Source organism: Cyanobium sp. ATX-6F1, assembly GCF_047395825.1.
GTDB lineage: Bacteria > Cyanobacteriota > Cyanobacteriia > PCC-6307 > Cyanobiaceae > ATX-6F1.
Window position 1 is genome coordinate 1,162,802 of sequence record NZ_JBCEBF010000001.1, and the last position, 15,518, is coordinate 1,178,319.

Annotated in this window: 11 protein-coding genes, 1 tRNA gene and 3 pseudogenes; 9 read left to right on the forward strand and 6 right to left on the reverse strand. The window is 62.0% G+C overall.

Annotated elements, in window-relative coordinates; translation table 11 throughout:
- Window position 1: 1 nt before the first annotated feature.
- A pseudogene (locus AAF143_RS06905) lies at window positions 2-582 on the reverse strand (metal-binding protein).
- 3 nt (window positions 583-585) lie between these two features.
- Entirely contained in the window at window positions 586-849 is a 264-nt protein-coding gene (locus AAF143_RS06910) for a hypothetical protein (protein WP_255010332.1), read from the reverse strand.
- A 370-nt stretch (window positions 850-1,219) separates the two neighbouring features.
- Between AAF143_RS06910 and coxB the strand changes: the two genes are divergently transcribed.
- The 9 genes and pseudogenes from coxB (at window position 1,220) to AAF143_RS06955 (ending at window position 10,459) form a co-directional block, all read left to right on the forward strand.
- Window positions 1,220-2,005, forward strand: coding sequence for a cytochrome c oxidase subunit II (coxB, locus tag AAF143_RS06915; RefSeq protein ID WP_255010329.1), 786 nt, complete (start codon window positions 1,220-1,222; stop codon window positions 2,003-2,005).
- A 14-nt stretch (window positions 2,006-2,019) separates the two neighbouring features.
- Window positions 2,020-3,643 (forward strand): annotated as a pseudogene (ctaD, locus tag AAF143_RS06920) (cytochrome c oxidase subunit I).
- Window positions 3,640-4,246: pseudogene (locus tag AAF143_RS06925) on the forward strand (cytochrome c oxidase subunit 3). Before ctaD ends, AAF143_RS06925 begins: the two co-directional pseudogenes overlap by 4 nt.
- Before the next feature lie 56 nt (window positions 4,247-4,302).
- A tRNA-Val gene (locus tag AAF143_RS06930) sits at window positions 4,303-4,374 on the forward strand.
- Between the two features lie 280 nt (window positions 4,375-4,654).
- The gene (locus AAF143_RS06935; RefSeq protein WP_414026687.1) at window positions 4,655-5,782 is read left to right on the forward strand and encodes a hypothetical protein; all 1,128 of its coding nucleotides are present in this window, start codon (window positions 4,655-4,657) and stop codon (window positions 5,780-5,782) included.
- A gap of 1,106 nt (window positions 5,783-6,888) precedes the next feature.
- Window positions 6,889-7,257, forward strand: a complete 369-nt coding sequence (locus AAF143_RS06940; RefSeq protein WP_255010322.1) for a hypothetical protein — start codon at window positions 6,889-6,891, stop codon at window positions 7,255-7,257.
- Window positions 7,258-7,287: 30 nt separating this feature from the next.
- Window positions 7,288-8,835, forward strand: a complete 1,548-nt coding sequence (locus AAF143_RS06945; RefSeq protein WP_414026636.1) for an IS1182 family transposase — start codon at window positions 7,288-7,290, stop codon at window positions 8,833-8,835.
- Window positions 8,836-9,129: 294 nt separating this feature from the next.
- Window positions 9,130-9,696, forward strand: coding sequence for an AAA family ATPase (locus tag AAF143_RS06950; RefSeq protein WP_414026688.1), 567 nt, complete (start codon window positions 9,130-9,132; stop codon window positions 9,694-9,696).
- 43 nt (window positions 9,697-9,739) lie between these two features.
- Window positions 9,740-10,459: a hypothetical protein gene (locus AAF143_RS06955; RefSeq protein ID WP_414026689.1), complete on the forward strand. Its 720-nt coding sequence runs from the start codon at window positions 9,740-9,742 to the stop codon at window positions 10,457-10,459.
- A gap of 318 nt (window positions 10,460-10,777) precedes the next feature.
- On the opposite strand, the gene AAF143_RS06960 is transcribed toward AAF143_RS06955, so the two are convergent.
- The 4 genes from AAF143_RS06960 to AAF143_RS06975 all read right to left on the reverse strand — a co-directional run bounded on the left by AAF143_RS06960 (window position 10,778) and on the right by AAF143_RS06975 (window position 15,509).
- On the reverse strand, window positions 10,778-11,365 hold the full coding sequence (locus AAF143_RS06960; protein WP_255007775.1) for a pentapeptide repeat-containing protein: 588 nt from the start codon (window positions 11,363-11,365) through the stop codon (window positions 10,778-10,780).
- A 966-nt stretch (window positions 11,366-12,331) separates the two neighbouring features.
- Window positions 12,332-12,922 carry a sigma-70 family RNA polymerase sigma factor gene (locus tag AAF143_RS06965; protein ID WP_255007782.1) on the reverse strand — a complete coding sequence of 197 codons (591 nt, stop codon included), beginning with the start codon at window positions 12,920-12,922 and terminating at the stop codon, window positions 12,332-12,334.
- 311 nt (window positions 12,923-13,233) lie between these two features.
- Window positions 13,234-13,572, reverse strand: a complete 339-nt coding sequence (locus AAF143_RS06970; protein WP_255007784.1) for a TfoX/Sxy family protein — start codon at window positions 13,570-13,572, stop codon at window positions 13,234-13,236.
- A 1,703-nt stretch (window positions 13,573-15,275) separates the two neighbouring features.
- A complete protein-coding gene (locus AAF143_RS06975) occupies window positions 15,276-15,509 on the reverse strand; it encodes a hypothetical protein (RefSeq protein WP_255007786.1) in 234 nt (77 codons plus the stop codon).
- Window positions 15,510-15,518: the final 9 nt, after the last annotated feature.

Here is a 15,518-nt window from a genome sequence, read left to right on the forward strand (position 1 = left end):
CTCACCTTCGCATCGATCGCTGGCGCCGCCGTCTCAACAGCCATCTGCGTCTCAACAGCGAGTTGCGTCTCAACAGCGAGTTACGCCTCAACAGCCGTGGCCGCTTGGGCATGGGATCGCCGTCCTGGAGCAGGTGCAGCCAGGCGCTGGCCTCCAGCCCCACCAAGGCGAGCAGCACCAGGGGCCGTTGCTGCCGCCAGAGCTGCTCAGCCGCCGCCAGGGCCCGGGCGGGGCCCATCAGACCCATGTGGACCAGCCCCAGGGGCTTCAGCAGCAGGCCCAGGGCCACCAGCACCGCCGACAGATAAAGCAACCGCCCGGCGGTGCCCACCAACGGCGTGTGGGAGAGGGAGGAGCGGTGGCGCAGCAGCTTGCGGTAGGGGAGCCAGAGCAGCGCCAGGGGCCCCAGCGGCGGGTGGGGTTGGAGGGGGTGTCGAGGTCAGGGGAGAGCCAGAGGCCCCCCACCAGAAAGCTGACCAGGGCCGTGGCCGCCCCCGATGGGCCCAAGGCCGGCCACCAGAGCAGGGCGAAGGGCAGGCTGAGCCACAGGGTCAGGCGGTCGTGCTCGCGGCCGCTGGCCATGGATCAGGGCGCCTGGACCGGATCGGCCGACGGATCGAGGGCGATGTGGTTCAGCAGGGTTGTGGTGAAGGCGAACAGCAGGAAGGGCAGGGAGAGCACAAGGATCACGCCCACCACCACCAGGGCATAGATCGGGCTGCTCGCCCCCATCAGCGCCATGCCGGCCGCCAGGCTCACGAAGATGACCACCATCCAGATCATGATCTGGCCGTAGATGTCCCCGAAGGTGAGGGTGCAACGGAGCTGGTAGGCCTGGAGGCGGTCCATGGGGGATCAGTCGGGCTCGTCCTCAGCTAAGGCAGGCCGGGCCGGTTTGAATCAATCTGTCAACATCTGTTTCAGTGGATCGCCTGCTTAACCTCACCCCCATGCCACTGCTTCGGCCATGACCATCCACGATCTGGGCCAGCTGGTGATGCTGCTCCTTCCGGGCATGTTGCTGTCCGTGCTGGTGCTCTCCGCCTTCGCCGCCGGCGGTTGAGGGGGCGCCCCTGGACCTCGGCCCGGTTTCGATCCGTCCTTCAACACAAACCCCCGGCGATCGCGCCAAAGGGTCCGCTTTCCATAATGTGAAAGCCGATTTGCCCGCCTGAGCTTGGTTTCCGTACGTTCGAGGGTGCTCGTCGTCGCCCTGGTCGTGGCGACCATCCTCATCGGCCTCTGGGTGGGAAGCGACCATTCGCTGTTGCCGGTGCAGGCCAGCCTCAACGCTCCGCTCTACGACCAGCTGTTTCAAGTGCTGTACAGCATCGGAACGATCCTGTTCCTGGGGGTCTTCGGGGTGCTGATCTACAGCATGGTCCGCTTTCGGCGCCGTGACGGTGATGTCAGCGATGGGGCGGCGATCGAGGGGAATCTGCCCCTGGAGATCGTCTGGACCGCCATTCCGGCTGTGGTCGTGTTGTTCGTCGGCCTCTACAGCTACAACATCTATGACCGCATGGGCGGCATGACCTCCCTCGGGGACCACGGCGGCATGCATTCGATGGAGGCCATGGCGACCATGGCGGCGCCACCCGAGGGCGAGGTCTGGGGGGGCATCGGCACCAGCGCCGGCGTGGCTCCTGCCACGACGGTGGATGTCACGGCGATGCAGTTCGCCTTCATCTTCAGCTACCCCTCCAGCAACATCATCAGCGGCGAGCTGCATGTGCCCGTGGGTCAGCCGGTGGAACTGCACATGAAGGCCAACGATGTGATCCATGCCTTCTGGGTGCCGCAGTTCCGCCTCAAGCAGGACATCATTCCGGGCCAGCCGACCGTGCTTGCCTTCACCCCCACCCGGGAAGGCACCTACCCGATCATCTGTGCTGAGCTGTGCGGGCCTTATCACGGCGGCATGCGCACGTCGGTGGTGGTGCACGGGCAAGATGCCTACGAGCAGTGGCTGAAGCAGAACAGCCCCGACCCCGTTGCCGCCTGAGGGAATCTCCAGCCATGACCACCACCACCTCCACCTCCCCATCCCCTGGGCTCTTCGACGGGCCGGAGCCTGAGGACTGGCGGCGTTACTTCGGCTTCAGCCTCGATCACAAGGTGATCGGTATTCAGTATCTGGTCACGAGCTTCTTTTTCTATCTCGTGGGCGGTGTCCTGGCGGGGATGATCCGCACCGAGCTGACCACTCCGATCTCTGACTTCCTCAGCCGTGAGGCCTACAACGAGGTGCTGACACTCCACGGCACGATCATGATCTTCCTGTGGATCGTTCCGGTGGTGAACGGGGCCTTCGGCAACTATCTGGTGCCCTTCTATGTGGGCGCCCGTGATATGGCCTTCCCCCGCCTCAATGCCATTGCCTTCTGGTTGATTCCGCCCGCCGGGGTGATGCTGATCACCAGCTACTTCATCGGTGGGGCGTCCCAGTCGGGTTGGACGGCCTATCCCCCTTGAGCCTCACCACACCAGCGGCGGGGCAGCTGGTCTGGATCTTCAGCGTGATTCTGCTGGGGGGCAGCTCCATCCTCGGGGGCATCAATTTCATCGCCACGATCCTGAAGCTGCGCCGCCCAGGGCTGAAGCTCATGGAGTTACCAATGTATTGCTGGGCCATGCTGGGCACCAGCATTCTGGTGGTGCTGTCCACGCCGGTGCTGGCGGGCACCCTGATCCTTCTGGCCTTCGACATCGTGGCCCACACGGGCTTCTTCAACCCAGGCCAGGGCGGCAACGTGGTGGTGTATCAGCATCTGTTCTGGTTCTATTCCCACCCGGCGGTTTACATCATGGTGTTGCCGGCCTTCGGGCTCGTGAGCGAGATCCTGCCGGTGCATGCGCGCAAGCCTTTGTTTGGCTACACCACCATGGTGTATTCGATTCTGGCGATCGTGTTCCTGGGCCTGATCGTCTGGGCCCATCACATGTTCACCAGCGGCACGCCCCCTGGATGCGGCTGTTCTTCACGATCGCCACCTCGTTCATTGCCGTGCCCACCGGCATCAAGTTCTTCAACTGGCTGGCGACGCTCTGGGGCGGAAGAATTGCCCTGAATTCCGCCATGCTCTTCGCCTGTGCCTTCATCGTCAATTTCGTGCTTGGCGGCATCACAGGCGTGGCCCTGGCCCAGGTGCCCTTCGACATCCACGTGCACGACACCTACTTCGTGGTCGCCCATTTCCATTACATCGTTTATGGCGGAACGGTCTTCGTGATCTTCAGCTCCATTTACCACTGGTATCCCAAGTTCACCGGCAAGATGCTGGACGAGCGCCTTGGCCTCGTGCATTTCGCCCTCACCTTCATCGGGTTCAATCTCTGCTTCGGTCCCCAGCACTGGCTGGGCATCAATGGCATGCCCAGGAGGGTGGCGGAATACGACCCGCAGTTCACCCTGTTGAACCAGATCAGCAGCGTCGGCGCCCTGCTGATGGCCCTGAGCACCCTGCCCTTCCTCTACAACGTCATCGCCAGCTACTTCAACGGCAAGGTGGCCGGAGATAATCCCTGGCGAGCGCTCACGAGCGAATGGCTCACCAGCTCTCCGCCCCCGGTGGAGAACTGGCACGGACCAGCTCCCCATGTGCGTCACCCCTACGGCTACGGAGCGGAGCCCCAACCATGACCACCCTTCCCTCCATCAGCCCCGAGCTGCAGGACTCGCCCGAGGCGCATGAGCACGAAGAGCACGGAGATTTCCGTCTGTTCGGCCTGGTGTTGTTCCTGGTGGCCGATGGCATGACCTTCGCCGGCATGTTCGCGGCTTACCTCACCTTCCGGGCCGTCAATCCCCTGCCCACCGGTGGGATCTACGAGCTCGAACTGCTGCTGCCCACGATCAACACGGTGTTGCTGGTGCTCAGCAGCTTCCACCTTCCATCGATCCGCGAAGCTGCTGCGCGCCGAGAATTCAGCCGGCTGCCGCCTCTGGCTGATGATCACCGTGGCGCTCGGGGCGGCGTTCCTGGTGAGCCAGATGCGCGAGTACTTCACCCTCCCCTTCGGTCTCACCAGCAACCTGTATGCCAGCACCTTCTACGTGCTGACGGGCTTTCACGGCCTGCACGTCAGCCTTGGGGTGATGTTGATGCTGATTGTCTGGTGGCAGGCTCGTGAGGGTGGCTCGATCACCAGCCATGAGCACTTCGGCCTGGAGGCCGCCGAGCTCTACTGGCACTTCGTCGATGGCATCTGGGTGGTGTTGTTCGGGATCATCTACCTGCTCTAGGCCCCCCGGAGGAGCCGGGGCCGTTGGGGGAGCTGATCCCTCAGAATGGAACGATCGCCCGATTAGCTCAGCGGTAGAGCGCCTGCCTTACAAGCAGGATGTCGCTGGTTCGAAACCGGCATCGGGCATACCCCAAACCGCCTCCAGCACAAGGGTTTTGGCCACCAGGCCCAAGCCGCTGCACCCCCATGAACAGGCCCGCTAGAGCAGCTTTACGCTAGTTTTTACGCTAACAACGGCTCTCGCTGAGCTTGAGACATGTCAGCCGCAGCTCGAGCCCCCGTGCCTGCTTGGGTGAAGGAGTTGCGGTCGTTGGTGCGTCGTGAGCACGGTCGCGGATGGACGCTCGACCCGCAAAGCGGGAAGGTCAAGCTGACGCGTCGGCTACCCGACGGAGGACGCAGCAGTGTGGTCCTCGACTTGCCGTGGAGCAGCTCGAGCTCCACGGCGGTGCTGACGCGGCTTCAGGCCATCCATCAGATGGAAGATGTCGGGCTGAGCCTGGCCGACGCTGTTGAGCAGCTCACAGCCGGTGACCAAGCGTCGTCACCGGCTGAAGGGGCCACCAACTGGCCGGTACTGGTCGAGGCGTTTCGGAAGCACAAGAACGAGGACTCCGGCGAGATCAAGCTGAGCACCTGGGAGAGCATGTACCTCCCGGTGATGAATCAGCTTTTGGAGGTGATGGACCAGCGGCCGGCACCACGAGATGGCCCCGCAGTCCTTGCCACCTTGCGAGATGCCTACGGCGGTGCACCCGGCACCCAGGGCCGCCGCCAACGGATCCTTTATGCAGCCCAGTTCCTGCGGTACGCCGTCGACAAGCGGGGAGTTCCCAAGCGGTGGCTGCCACCACCGAGCTTGTCGGACTATATCGGCAAGCGGCTCACGCCCAAGCGAGATTCGACACCGCTCAAGAGCCCGGACATCGTCAGGCTCCTTGAAGGGATAGCTGATCCGCGCTGGCGGCTGGCCGTCGAGCTGCTGGTCTGCTTTGGGCTCAGGCCCGTGGAACTCAAGCACTGCTCCCCCGGTGCTGACGGTGCCTCGCTGAGGGTCAGCTACCGCAAGCGCACGAGCAGAGGCAGTACCAAGCCACGCCTTGCCCTGGGGCTCGATCCTGTTGGTCTTCCGGGTCTGACGGCAAGGGCCGTTGCGAAACTGGCTTCGGGAGAACCGGGACTACCGCCACTGGGGGCCACCGACGGCGAAACATCGAAAGCCCTGAGGGTCTATCTCGACCGCCGGCCGATCTGGCAAGAACTCAAACAGGAAGCGGCCGCCCGCGGAGAGAAGCTCACTCCGTACTCCCTCAGACACGGCTATGCCCTCCGAGCCCACCAGGATGGCGGCCTTACCGTGCGGGCCTCAGCTGATTCAATGGGCCATTCCGCGCTCACCCACAACAGTGCGTATGGGACCTGGTCCGACGTCGAGGTCCAGGAGGCTGCGTTCACCCAAGCCCGCGAGCGGATCGAGCAGCTGCAGCCCGAGGCGTCACCGCCAGCACCAGAGCGGCTGGCCCGCCGACGGTGATCGTGGCAGGAAGAAATCGGGGGGCACTGTCTGAAAAAGCACGTTCAGAGTGTACAGACCCAGTCAGGGAGCATGTTCTGTATAGCCCCGACTGGGCAGATCCTCTCTGTCGACACTCATTGGACCCGCCGATTGGGTGGCGGGCCACGCATCCCAGGATCCAACTGGGAACGCTGGGGATATAGCACCGAGATGATCAGCAAGAGGTCGGTCAACCGCACCTTCACCCCTATTGACCCCCCGCAAGAGCATGTGCAATGCTGATTCCAGTGTTTGGTGCTTCCTACTTCCAACCCGTCTTCCTGCTGCCCAACCGGGGGTTCCCGAAGCCGCAGCAGTTGAGCCCTCCAGCAGGGCTCTTGAAGCTGGCCAGAACCAACGATGTACCATAAGTGAGACAACCTGGTTCAGCCAGCGAGTCTCACCCTGGCCGACACTTGCTCGCGTACAACACAACCCACTACACAACCCACTACATAGCCCTCTACGTAACCCTCACGCCCAACCAATATTTTTACAACCCACACGTAACCAAAGCGAGTAGCCACATCAGTTCCATTGATGGCTACTAATGATTGCGAATCTGATCGACTCGAACTTTGGGGGCAACTCCGAAGATTCTCGCCTCACGGGAGGTCGACCTCCCCAGCGCGGAAGTACCCGGGGAGCTTTGACTCCTGCGGGTAAATCCAAACTCAAGCCCCAGGCTCAGCATCCAGAGCTGTGGCTGCGTACCGGCCAGGCGGCTATAGCCCTTGGCCTAAGCACGGACACGCTAAAGCGTCATGCCAAGGCAGGCGTGCTCAACGTAGGAGAGCACTTCCGGTACGGGCCTCACCGCAATTCGCCGATGGTCTGGCGGGTTGAACGCTGCCTGGCAGCCCTGAGTCATCGGGGGTTGTTGAGCCGCGGCACAAGAACTGGGGGGCAGAACTAACACCACCGCACGGAAGCTCTGTAGAGGCAAGGTGGTGGGAGTTCCTCCAACATTCCATTGCGGTGGCGGTGATGTTTCCCCGTGGGGTTGCATCATCCCAGCAACTTGGATGTCAATACCAACCAGTGCCAGCAGAGCATTTATACGTTTGAATCTATTTCTTCTAACCATGGACGACAAATTCGCCTCCGCTACACCTGACAACGGCAACAACACTGATCACGCCAGCCGGCCGATCGATCCTGGCGACCAGCCAGAGCCCGACACCATGGACTCCAGCACCGCAACGGCAGTGGCCGCCAGCAACGGCACCACGCCGCTTGTGGAGGAGCTCGGCTCTCCTGCCGCTGAGCAGCCCACCACCGGCACGGACACCACGTCTCCCAATGGATGCGCGGCAACCGAGGTGCCCTATGAGGTCGAAGGAAAGATCAGCGAGTTCAGGGTCCACGTCGATGCAGTTGCTAGGAGCCTGTTGCGCGTAGATCAGCGGCCGAGCTCTCCACAGACGCCCATAAATCTGCCCAGATCCCAGTGACAGCAATGGGTCTGGCCACCAGAATGGGGCATGCAGAAGCCCAAGTCCTTCCGCCCCTGGCAGCCGGAGCAGACCACCCTGCTGCCGCCATCACCGAGTGATTGGCTCTCGGATGATCACCAGGTGTATTTCCTGCTTGATCTGGTGGATGAGCTGGATCTATCACAGGTCCTGATCCCCGCTCAGAGCAAAGATCCACGTGGGGAGAAAGGGTTTGACCCCAGGATGATGACGATGTTGCTGCTTTACGCGTACTGCGTGGGCATCGTCTCCTCCCGCAAGATCGAGCGGGCCTGCTACGAGGACCTGGCCTTCCGGGTGCTGACGGGCAACCAGCAGCCAGACCACAGCCGCGTCAGCGAATTCCGGCGCCGCAACCTCGATGCCCTGAGGGGTCTATTTGTTCAGATCCTGCGCCTGTGCCAGAAGGCCGGCATGGTGAGCCTCGGCCATGTGGCCCTTGATGGCACCAAGATTCAGGCCAATGCCTCCAAGCACAAAGCCATGAGCCACGAGCGCATGCTCAGGGCGGAGAAGCAGCTGCAGCAGGAGATCAATGCCTTGATGCGCAAGGCCGAGATCCTTGATGCCCAGGAGGATCGTCGCTACGGCAAGAGCAACCGCGGCAGCGACCTGCCCGACGAACTGCGGCGGCGGCAGGATCGGCTGGCCAGGATCCGTCAGGCCCGCAAGGAGATGGAAGCGGAGACCGCTGCTGCTGCAGCGCGTCAGCGGCACGAGGAGGCAGAAGCGGCCAGGGCCCAAGCCACTGCCGCGCAGGACGCGGAGGCATCGCCAGCAGAGCAGGCCGAGCTGAACAAGAAAGCCGAGGCGGCAGCAGCAAAGGCCAAGGCTGCCCGGGAGGCTGCGATCAAGGCCGCCGAGGTCGCTGGCGTGGAGCCGCCGGATCTGGAGCCACTTGCTGCTGACGCGATGCCACACCGTGGTCTGGCCCGGAAAGCCGACGGCACCCCAACCACCAAGGCCCAGCGCAACTTCACCGATCCCCAGAGTCATCTGATGCAGTCAGGTGGGTCCTATCTGCAGGGCTACAACTGCCAGTTGGCGGTGGACAGCGACCACCAGGTGATCGTGGCGCTCGGGGTGAGCAGCCAACCGCCGGACGTCGAGCACCTGGAACCCATGCTGGAGCGCATCGCCGCCAGCGCCGGTGCACTGCCCACGGTGATGACGATGGATGCGGGCTACTGGAGCGAGGCAAACGCCAACGCCTGCACCGATCAGGGCATTGATGGATACATCGCCACCGGCCGCCTGCCACACGGCCAGCCGCCACCGCCCAAGCGAGGACCTTTAGCCAGAGACGCCGATGCAAAAACCCGCATGGCCCGCAAGCTCAGAAGCAAGAAGGGCGCCAAGATCTACGCCCAGCGCAAGGCGATCGTGGAGCCGGTAAATGGGCAGATCAAAGAAGCCCGGGGCCTACGCCGATTCCTGCTGCGGGGTCTGGAGAAGGTGAACAACGAGTGGCATCTGATCGCTGCCACCCACAACCTGCTCAAGTTGTTCAGGTTCAGGCGATCACAGCAACAGGCGCTGGTGGCAGCATCGGGATGAGTGGCAGCAGAAGCGTTGGCCGGTGTAGCAGCGGCTGACTGAGGCCCATCGATGGGGCCCGGACAGCAGAAGGACGGAGTCTCAGCTATTCAGCTCAGGGGTCGATCCGCTGTGGCCAGGGGTTCGCTGCTCAATTGGCAACAAACTCCTAGCAGGGGCCTCGACACGACAACAGCTCTCCTGATTCTGCGTGAAATTGCTAGAGCACTGAAGCTTTCAGTCCCCCGAAGGGACATCGAAACGCTATTGGCTCAGGCCGACTGCAACCGGACCGCAGAAACTCCAGAGGCACTCATGGGCCTCGGCGTGACTGCAGCCGATCCAATCGTGACTAACGAGCCCGATTGGTTGCTGGAAGGTGTGGTTCCTCGGGGCGTTCTTACCCTGATGGTTGCTCCGCCGAAGGTCGGCAAGACCAGACTTGCCGTGGGTCTAGTGGCAGCCCTTCTTGGCAAGAAGGGCAGTTTCATTGACCGGGCAGTGACACCCATGACGCCGCCGCAGGTGATCATTTTTGGCCCAGATATGCCGGAGGCTGTCTGGATGACGATGCTCGGAAAGGCTGGCTTGTGTCAGCGAGACCATGAAGGCAACGAACGCTTGCAGGCTGGAATCACCCTCTTCCACGAGGGCAACTGCTTCCCACCGCACCAGAACGGCATCGATGCCATTCGGCGCATGGCCCTTGCCCAGCCTGGTTCGTTGATGATCGTCGACACCTTGCACTCGTTCTTCTGTCCGCTCAGGATCGGCGAAAGTTCTGTGAAGGTGGCCGAACCATTGCGAGCCCTATCCAAGGCGCTATTGGGCACGAACACCACGGGTTTGTTGCTTCCACCACGTCAGCTACGCCACCGGTAGAAGCCGTGGCAGCTCTGCCATTCCTGCGGCTGCGTCCCAGATCGTGACCCTCAGTGAGCTCGGTGGGAGCTTGATCAAGCTGCACACCAAAGGCCGCCATGGCCCAGAGCAGAACATGACGATCAGGCTCAATGACGACGGGATCTTCGAATCAGGGAAGCGGGTCGAGGAGGAAGCGTTGGTCTTCAAGCTGGAAACAGCTGAAGATGAACTGCAACCCCGTGAACGTACCGCTTTACGTGCTCTACGCCGCCTGAGTCCGTCTTGCCCCAACGGCGTCACTGCGGCTGCGGTAGTTGCCGAGATTGGCCAAACCGGTGGTCCAGATGAATGCGTTGGTCGTCGACCCCTGAACCGATTGGTCCGGCATGGTTTAGCTACCTCCTGGAAGGCCAGCAATAGCCGTGCCATGGAGAACCGCTACCAGCCCGTCGTGATCGACGGCCTCTTCGGAGAACTCAACTCGGAGGACGCCGCCACCAACGCGGTGGTGACCGTTCAGCCCAAGGCGGTCGAGGTCACTGCCTCCACAGAGCCCTCCCAACCGTCCGAACTGGCCACGGGGGAAGGTGACGAGCCCGCGCCGACTGAAGCCCCCACCGTGCAGTCCCAGCACGCTGAGGGCCAGCCCCGCAGGAAGAGCAAGGCAGCCGCTACACCTGAGCAGACAGGGCACGCCCCGGCAGAGGTGGTCGGCCTGGGCGGGGCCAACGACAACGTTGGCCCCGCCGTAACTGCAGCCCCTGTTGCCCAGGAGGTCTGATCCCCACCAGACACCCCTGAACCCGAGCCCTTGGTCGTTGACCAGGGGCTTTTTTCTGGTGCGGACGTCGAGTCGAAGACGACATCACCCGCCCAACGTCTACTGGTGTCGGGGTAAAGAACCAGTTGCTTCCCTAGAAGCAAGTCTAATTGCGCTGGCCTGACCAGCTAAGGGTGGAAACCCAGCCACACCAATGGTTCTCCTGCTCTCCGACCGTTGCTGCCCAGCCTCGAACCTACCCCCGGTGGTGGCAGCTGCGGTGAAGGGCCAGCCGGCAAGGCTGGCAGGCTCTGGTGTCCCCGGCGTGTGCCATTGAGCTCACTTTCTCAGCCCACAGCCCACATTCGTTACGCTTCCGTTGGGGCAGGTTGTCCGACTGAATTGGGCACCCTTGAGATCGGCACCGCTGAGGTCAGCCCAGAGCAAGTTGGTTTTACTGAGATCGGCCCCAGCGAACTCGCTCCCTCTGAGGTCTGTCCCGGTGAGGTCTGCCCCCTGTAGATCAGCGTTGGTGAACTTGGTTCCAACAAAACTGGTCCTGCTGAGGTTGGCACCTGCAAGATCAAATCCGGTGAGGTCAGCACCAGCAAGCACTGGGAACTTAACTTCTCGGAGAAACTGAAACACCATGCTTCTGCGCTGGGGACCAAGTGGACTATGGCCAGAGAGTTGGGTCAAGGCCGTCAGTGTCAGAGCACGCGCAATTGAATTTGCCTCTGTTCCTTCCTGCCTAGCCTGCTGGGAAACTCTGGCGTCTAGAAGTATGGTCTTCATCTCTGATGTGTATTCTCTCAGGACAGTATCTTTTCTCTCCTCTGTTGCAATATCTCGCTGACGAACCTCACTGACGTGATTAAAAAGAAGTCCTCCTGCTGCAATCACCACTGGAACGGAGATGGAAGCCACCGCATCCAACCCTCCCCTGCCTGACTTCTCACCTAGCCCCGACCACCGCCACAGTGCCGTCAGCGGCGCAAGACATGAGGGGTTCGAAAGCTCTTGCTCAGCTTGCTGTTGGTTTTCTGACTCCGTTTGCCAGGGGTGGATCCTGCTGATGAGGTGTGCCCTTGCCATGATCTTCCGCTTGTCGGGCGTATGCCGTGACGATGTTTGGCTTGATCTACCAAGGAGACCCCATAGCCCAAGCTTCGGTTCCTGGTCCGGTTGCGGGGATTCAGCCACGGAAGTCGATCACTTGCTTGGATGCTAAATCAGCTCTCTGAAGGATCTCAATCAAATGCATGGTGCTTTCTGGCAAGCACCTCAACCGAAAGCTCTGAACCGAGACCTTGTGTTGCAGCATCATCACCTCCTTTTCTATCGATAACCGTTCAGCTTTAGGAGTGTCACGTTGACTTCTTTCGTTCCGATCAGGATATTTATCTTCAGGCTGCCGCAGGTTCAAGCTGCTACTCACCTTGGGTGAGCTGTGTGTGATGCGCCTGAACCAAGAACAACATGCCGCGTTTCGTCCAAAGGTTGGCCTGTAGCTCAGTGGCTTGTCAGCTCCTGGGAGAGGGCCAGGATGATCTTGTGAAGGTGCTCAATGCGAGCCACCAGATCAGCCATGCGTTCCGGTGGGGTGCCCGGAGCTTGAATCTCTCGGGAGATCTCCCCCATTCGGTGCCGCAACTCCGCGCAACGGGCAACACGAGGGTCCGGTTCAGTCACACCTGTTGTTGCGACCAGGAAAGTCAAGCTAGATCAGCTGGTTGGTCGGCTTGAACACAACCAGCACCAGCCTGCAGGCAGTGCCGCTCTTAACAGCTCATGCTGCGGCGTTTTGCTTGGCAGGAGCGTTCACAGACCAACGACTTCCGAGCTGGCAGCTGCAGTGAAGGGCCAGCCGTTGGAAGGCTGGCCCGTCGGCCGTCAGGCCGTGACCTGTTCCCGCAGCGTGGCCAGGGCCTTTTTACGGGCCCGGCAGACCGTCATGGGGCTGAGGCCCAGCTGCGCCGCTGCCTGACGGAGGGACAAGCCTTCCAGCACGGTCAGACGCAGGCTGGCAGCTTGCGCAGCGGGCAGTTGGTCCACCAGGGTGTCGAGCGTGGCAGCGAGCTGCGGGTCGGTGGGTGCCGTGTCAGGTGCCGCCAGTTGATCGAGCAACATGGTGGGCTGCCCACCCAACGGTGCATCGAGGCTGGTGTGGCCGTAGGCGTGGGTACCGAGCTCGTGCTGACGCCGGGATACCCGGACCAGACGGGAACGATCCCGGAGGTAGTGGCTCAAAGCCCCCTGGATGCAGTGCCGCAGGTACGGGACAGGATTGTCGTGTGCAGCGTCAAGACGGCTGACGGCGCGGACGAGCTCCAGGCGGGCCACCTGCTGAGCATCATCCCGTTCGATCAGGCCGCTGTACTGGCGGTGGAAACAACCGCCGATCGTGTCAGCGAGGGCCAGGTGGTCGAGCACCAATTGGTCACGGTGCCGTTGGGGGGATTGGGAGGCAACTGAGCGTGCCATGGGTGGGTCTGTGTAGGACCCTTACCCGCCTGCAGCCCGACAACCGCTGCCGTCCAGGGTGCTGCCAGCACAACGCTTGCCCTTGACGGCAGTGGTGAGCTACCACCGACTAGAAAACAAACCAGTGGCGTGCGGGCTGCAGGGTGTAGAGGGCCGAGCACCCACCCGTGGCCTACGGGGCTGACGACCCCCCACCACCGTGAGCAGCAGCCTGGTGGCTACGAGCCGTTGAGCCAGCAGCCACCGCTTCTTGAGTCCGCCCGGGGCTCGATCGACGGACGGCTCTGGTGGCTACCGCTGGTCCGGGGCCGTTAGCTCAACTTGGTTTGCAGCTTGGTCTTCGGTTTTGGCAGCGGTAGCTCCTGGGCAGTAGCCACCAGCAGCTGCTGGAGTGCCGCGGGGGTTTCAATCTCATCCCGCACCCGGAAGTACGGCTTAGCCCCTGGGTATGGCGGTAGCTCAACTGGGGTACCAAGGATCTGCCGGCCTGCTGCGGTGGGTTTCACGTACAGATCGTTGTCACAGACCAAAGCCACTACTTTCCCCGCCAGGTACAAGGCGTATTCCCCAAACATCTTCCGCTGCGTCAGCTCACCGGGGAGGTTCACTTGCTCACAGATGTAGGTGACCGTGTCTGGATCAGTGGCCACAGGGGACATCCGTAGTCGTTTGATCTTGGGTCCCAGGTGCTGGTCCCTGCAACTGCTCGGGGGGCAGCACTGGCAGGCCAGCAGCACCGTGCAACCTGAGCTGCACCCCCCCGAACCCACCCCGTAGCAATCCCCCCCCGTAGGGGGGAGCTGTCGGGGGGGGGAGCAGGTTGTGGTGCGGGTTCACCGCTGCCGCTGCCGGCATTCCGCTTCGTATTCACGGCACAGGAACCACAGGTCAACACGCCACCGCAGGAGACGCAGCTGGTGCTGGAGACGTTGGTACAGGGTTGGTACGGCCACGGAGCAGCGGTGGAGAACGCCACCCCATCAGCCAGACCGCACGCCATTCGTGCCCAGAAACAAATGTGCGGTCTGGCTAAAATCGGGGTGGTGTGACGCCGATGCGTAGTCCGTACCAACCACGGTGACAACCAACACCAGTGGACGGCTACCGGCGTAAGACGTTAACGAGTTGTACAGCTACGAACGGCATAGGTAGGGCTGTCAGTGGCTTTCGTGTATGCCACAAGCGCCAAGGTACATACTTTGACCTGGCCTGAGGGGCTTGTGATCGTGGCCTTGCCATCTAGGCAGCGGTAGCGTGGTCCAGTGTCCTGGCAGGAGTTCAAGCCTGTGAAAACGATCTTGGAGCCACTGCTCCATTGAACGTCATTCAGATAGCTGGCGTAGCCCTGCGGTGAGGGCTTAAAAGGTAACGACTGAGCTCTTGCCCCTTGCGGTGTCAGAAGAAACCCAAGCATGACGCCTGCAATGGAAAGGGACAGACAATTGAATCCTGATCGTGGCATCATCTTTATCTGATGTGGACTGGTTGCCATGGTAGGTGCATTCGGACCTGGTGAATTGGCAGCTTTTGTCTCTTCCCTGATCTCAGCCACTCCTCTTGTCAAAGCTCCCTCCAGCAAGGAGGCCACTGGGTTGGATCACCATGGCGGCTACCAGCCAGGGCCACTAGGTGGTCAACACAGGCCACTAGGGTTGACGTCAACCAGCTGACGGCTACCGGTGGTAGCAGTGACCAGGGCAGCTGGCAGCGTGTGGTGCCCAGTGCCGGGTGGCACCAGGCACCTGCGGCAGAGCTCAAGTAGCCCAATCCAACGGCAGGTCGTCGGGGAGCTCGTCGATTTGCTGCTCGTCCAGCCAGTGGTCACCGCAGGACCAGGAATCCCAACCGGAACCAATCAGGGACGGGACGTCTGCAGGGTCTGGCTCTGACCAGTCACCGGCAGCGGCGGCAGTAGCCCAGGCATCAATGACAGCGTCGAGCTGGGGTGCACCTGGGGATGGTTGAGCCTTGGTGGCCAGGTACCAGCGGTGGGCCTGGACTGTGAAGCGGTGGGTAGTAGCAACGGCAAACCACCCGCAGGCCAGTGCGTGGGCCAGCAAGGTGGTCAGGATCGTGGTCGGTGTAGTGGTCGGCTCCATTGGGGGCACGGCAAGAACACCGTTCCCCCCACCGGCTACAACGTCTCAGGCCAGGGTGCCGCCCGGCACACCGCGTAGCCCTTGCCGGACGTTGTCCCCACCCTGGCAACTGCCAGCTGGTGGGGTGCCGGTGGACCATGGGAGGTGTGGGGTCGTGTCCACCAAGAGCCGTCGGTGTGGCCCCAGGCCGATCAGTCCTGCTGGCCAGCCAAGTCTTCAGGGCAGATCAGATCAGCTGCTTGTCGGGCCGAGGCCTACCTGGTCATGCGGACCCGGGCCCGCGCCGTAGGCATTAAAACGCTCGCACATTTCCCTTCAAGACCGGTTGAGGTCTCCAGCGTGAAATTGGGCTGATCACCACTACCACCTGCAAGACCATGATCCGCGTTCACGTTGCAGACCACCAGGAAGCAGCCGCTGTTTGGCGGTCCCTCCAGCAGCAGGAAACCATTCAACGCGTGGCCCTGCACCTTGACGGCCAGGGGCACCTCTGGAAT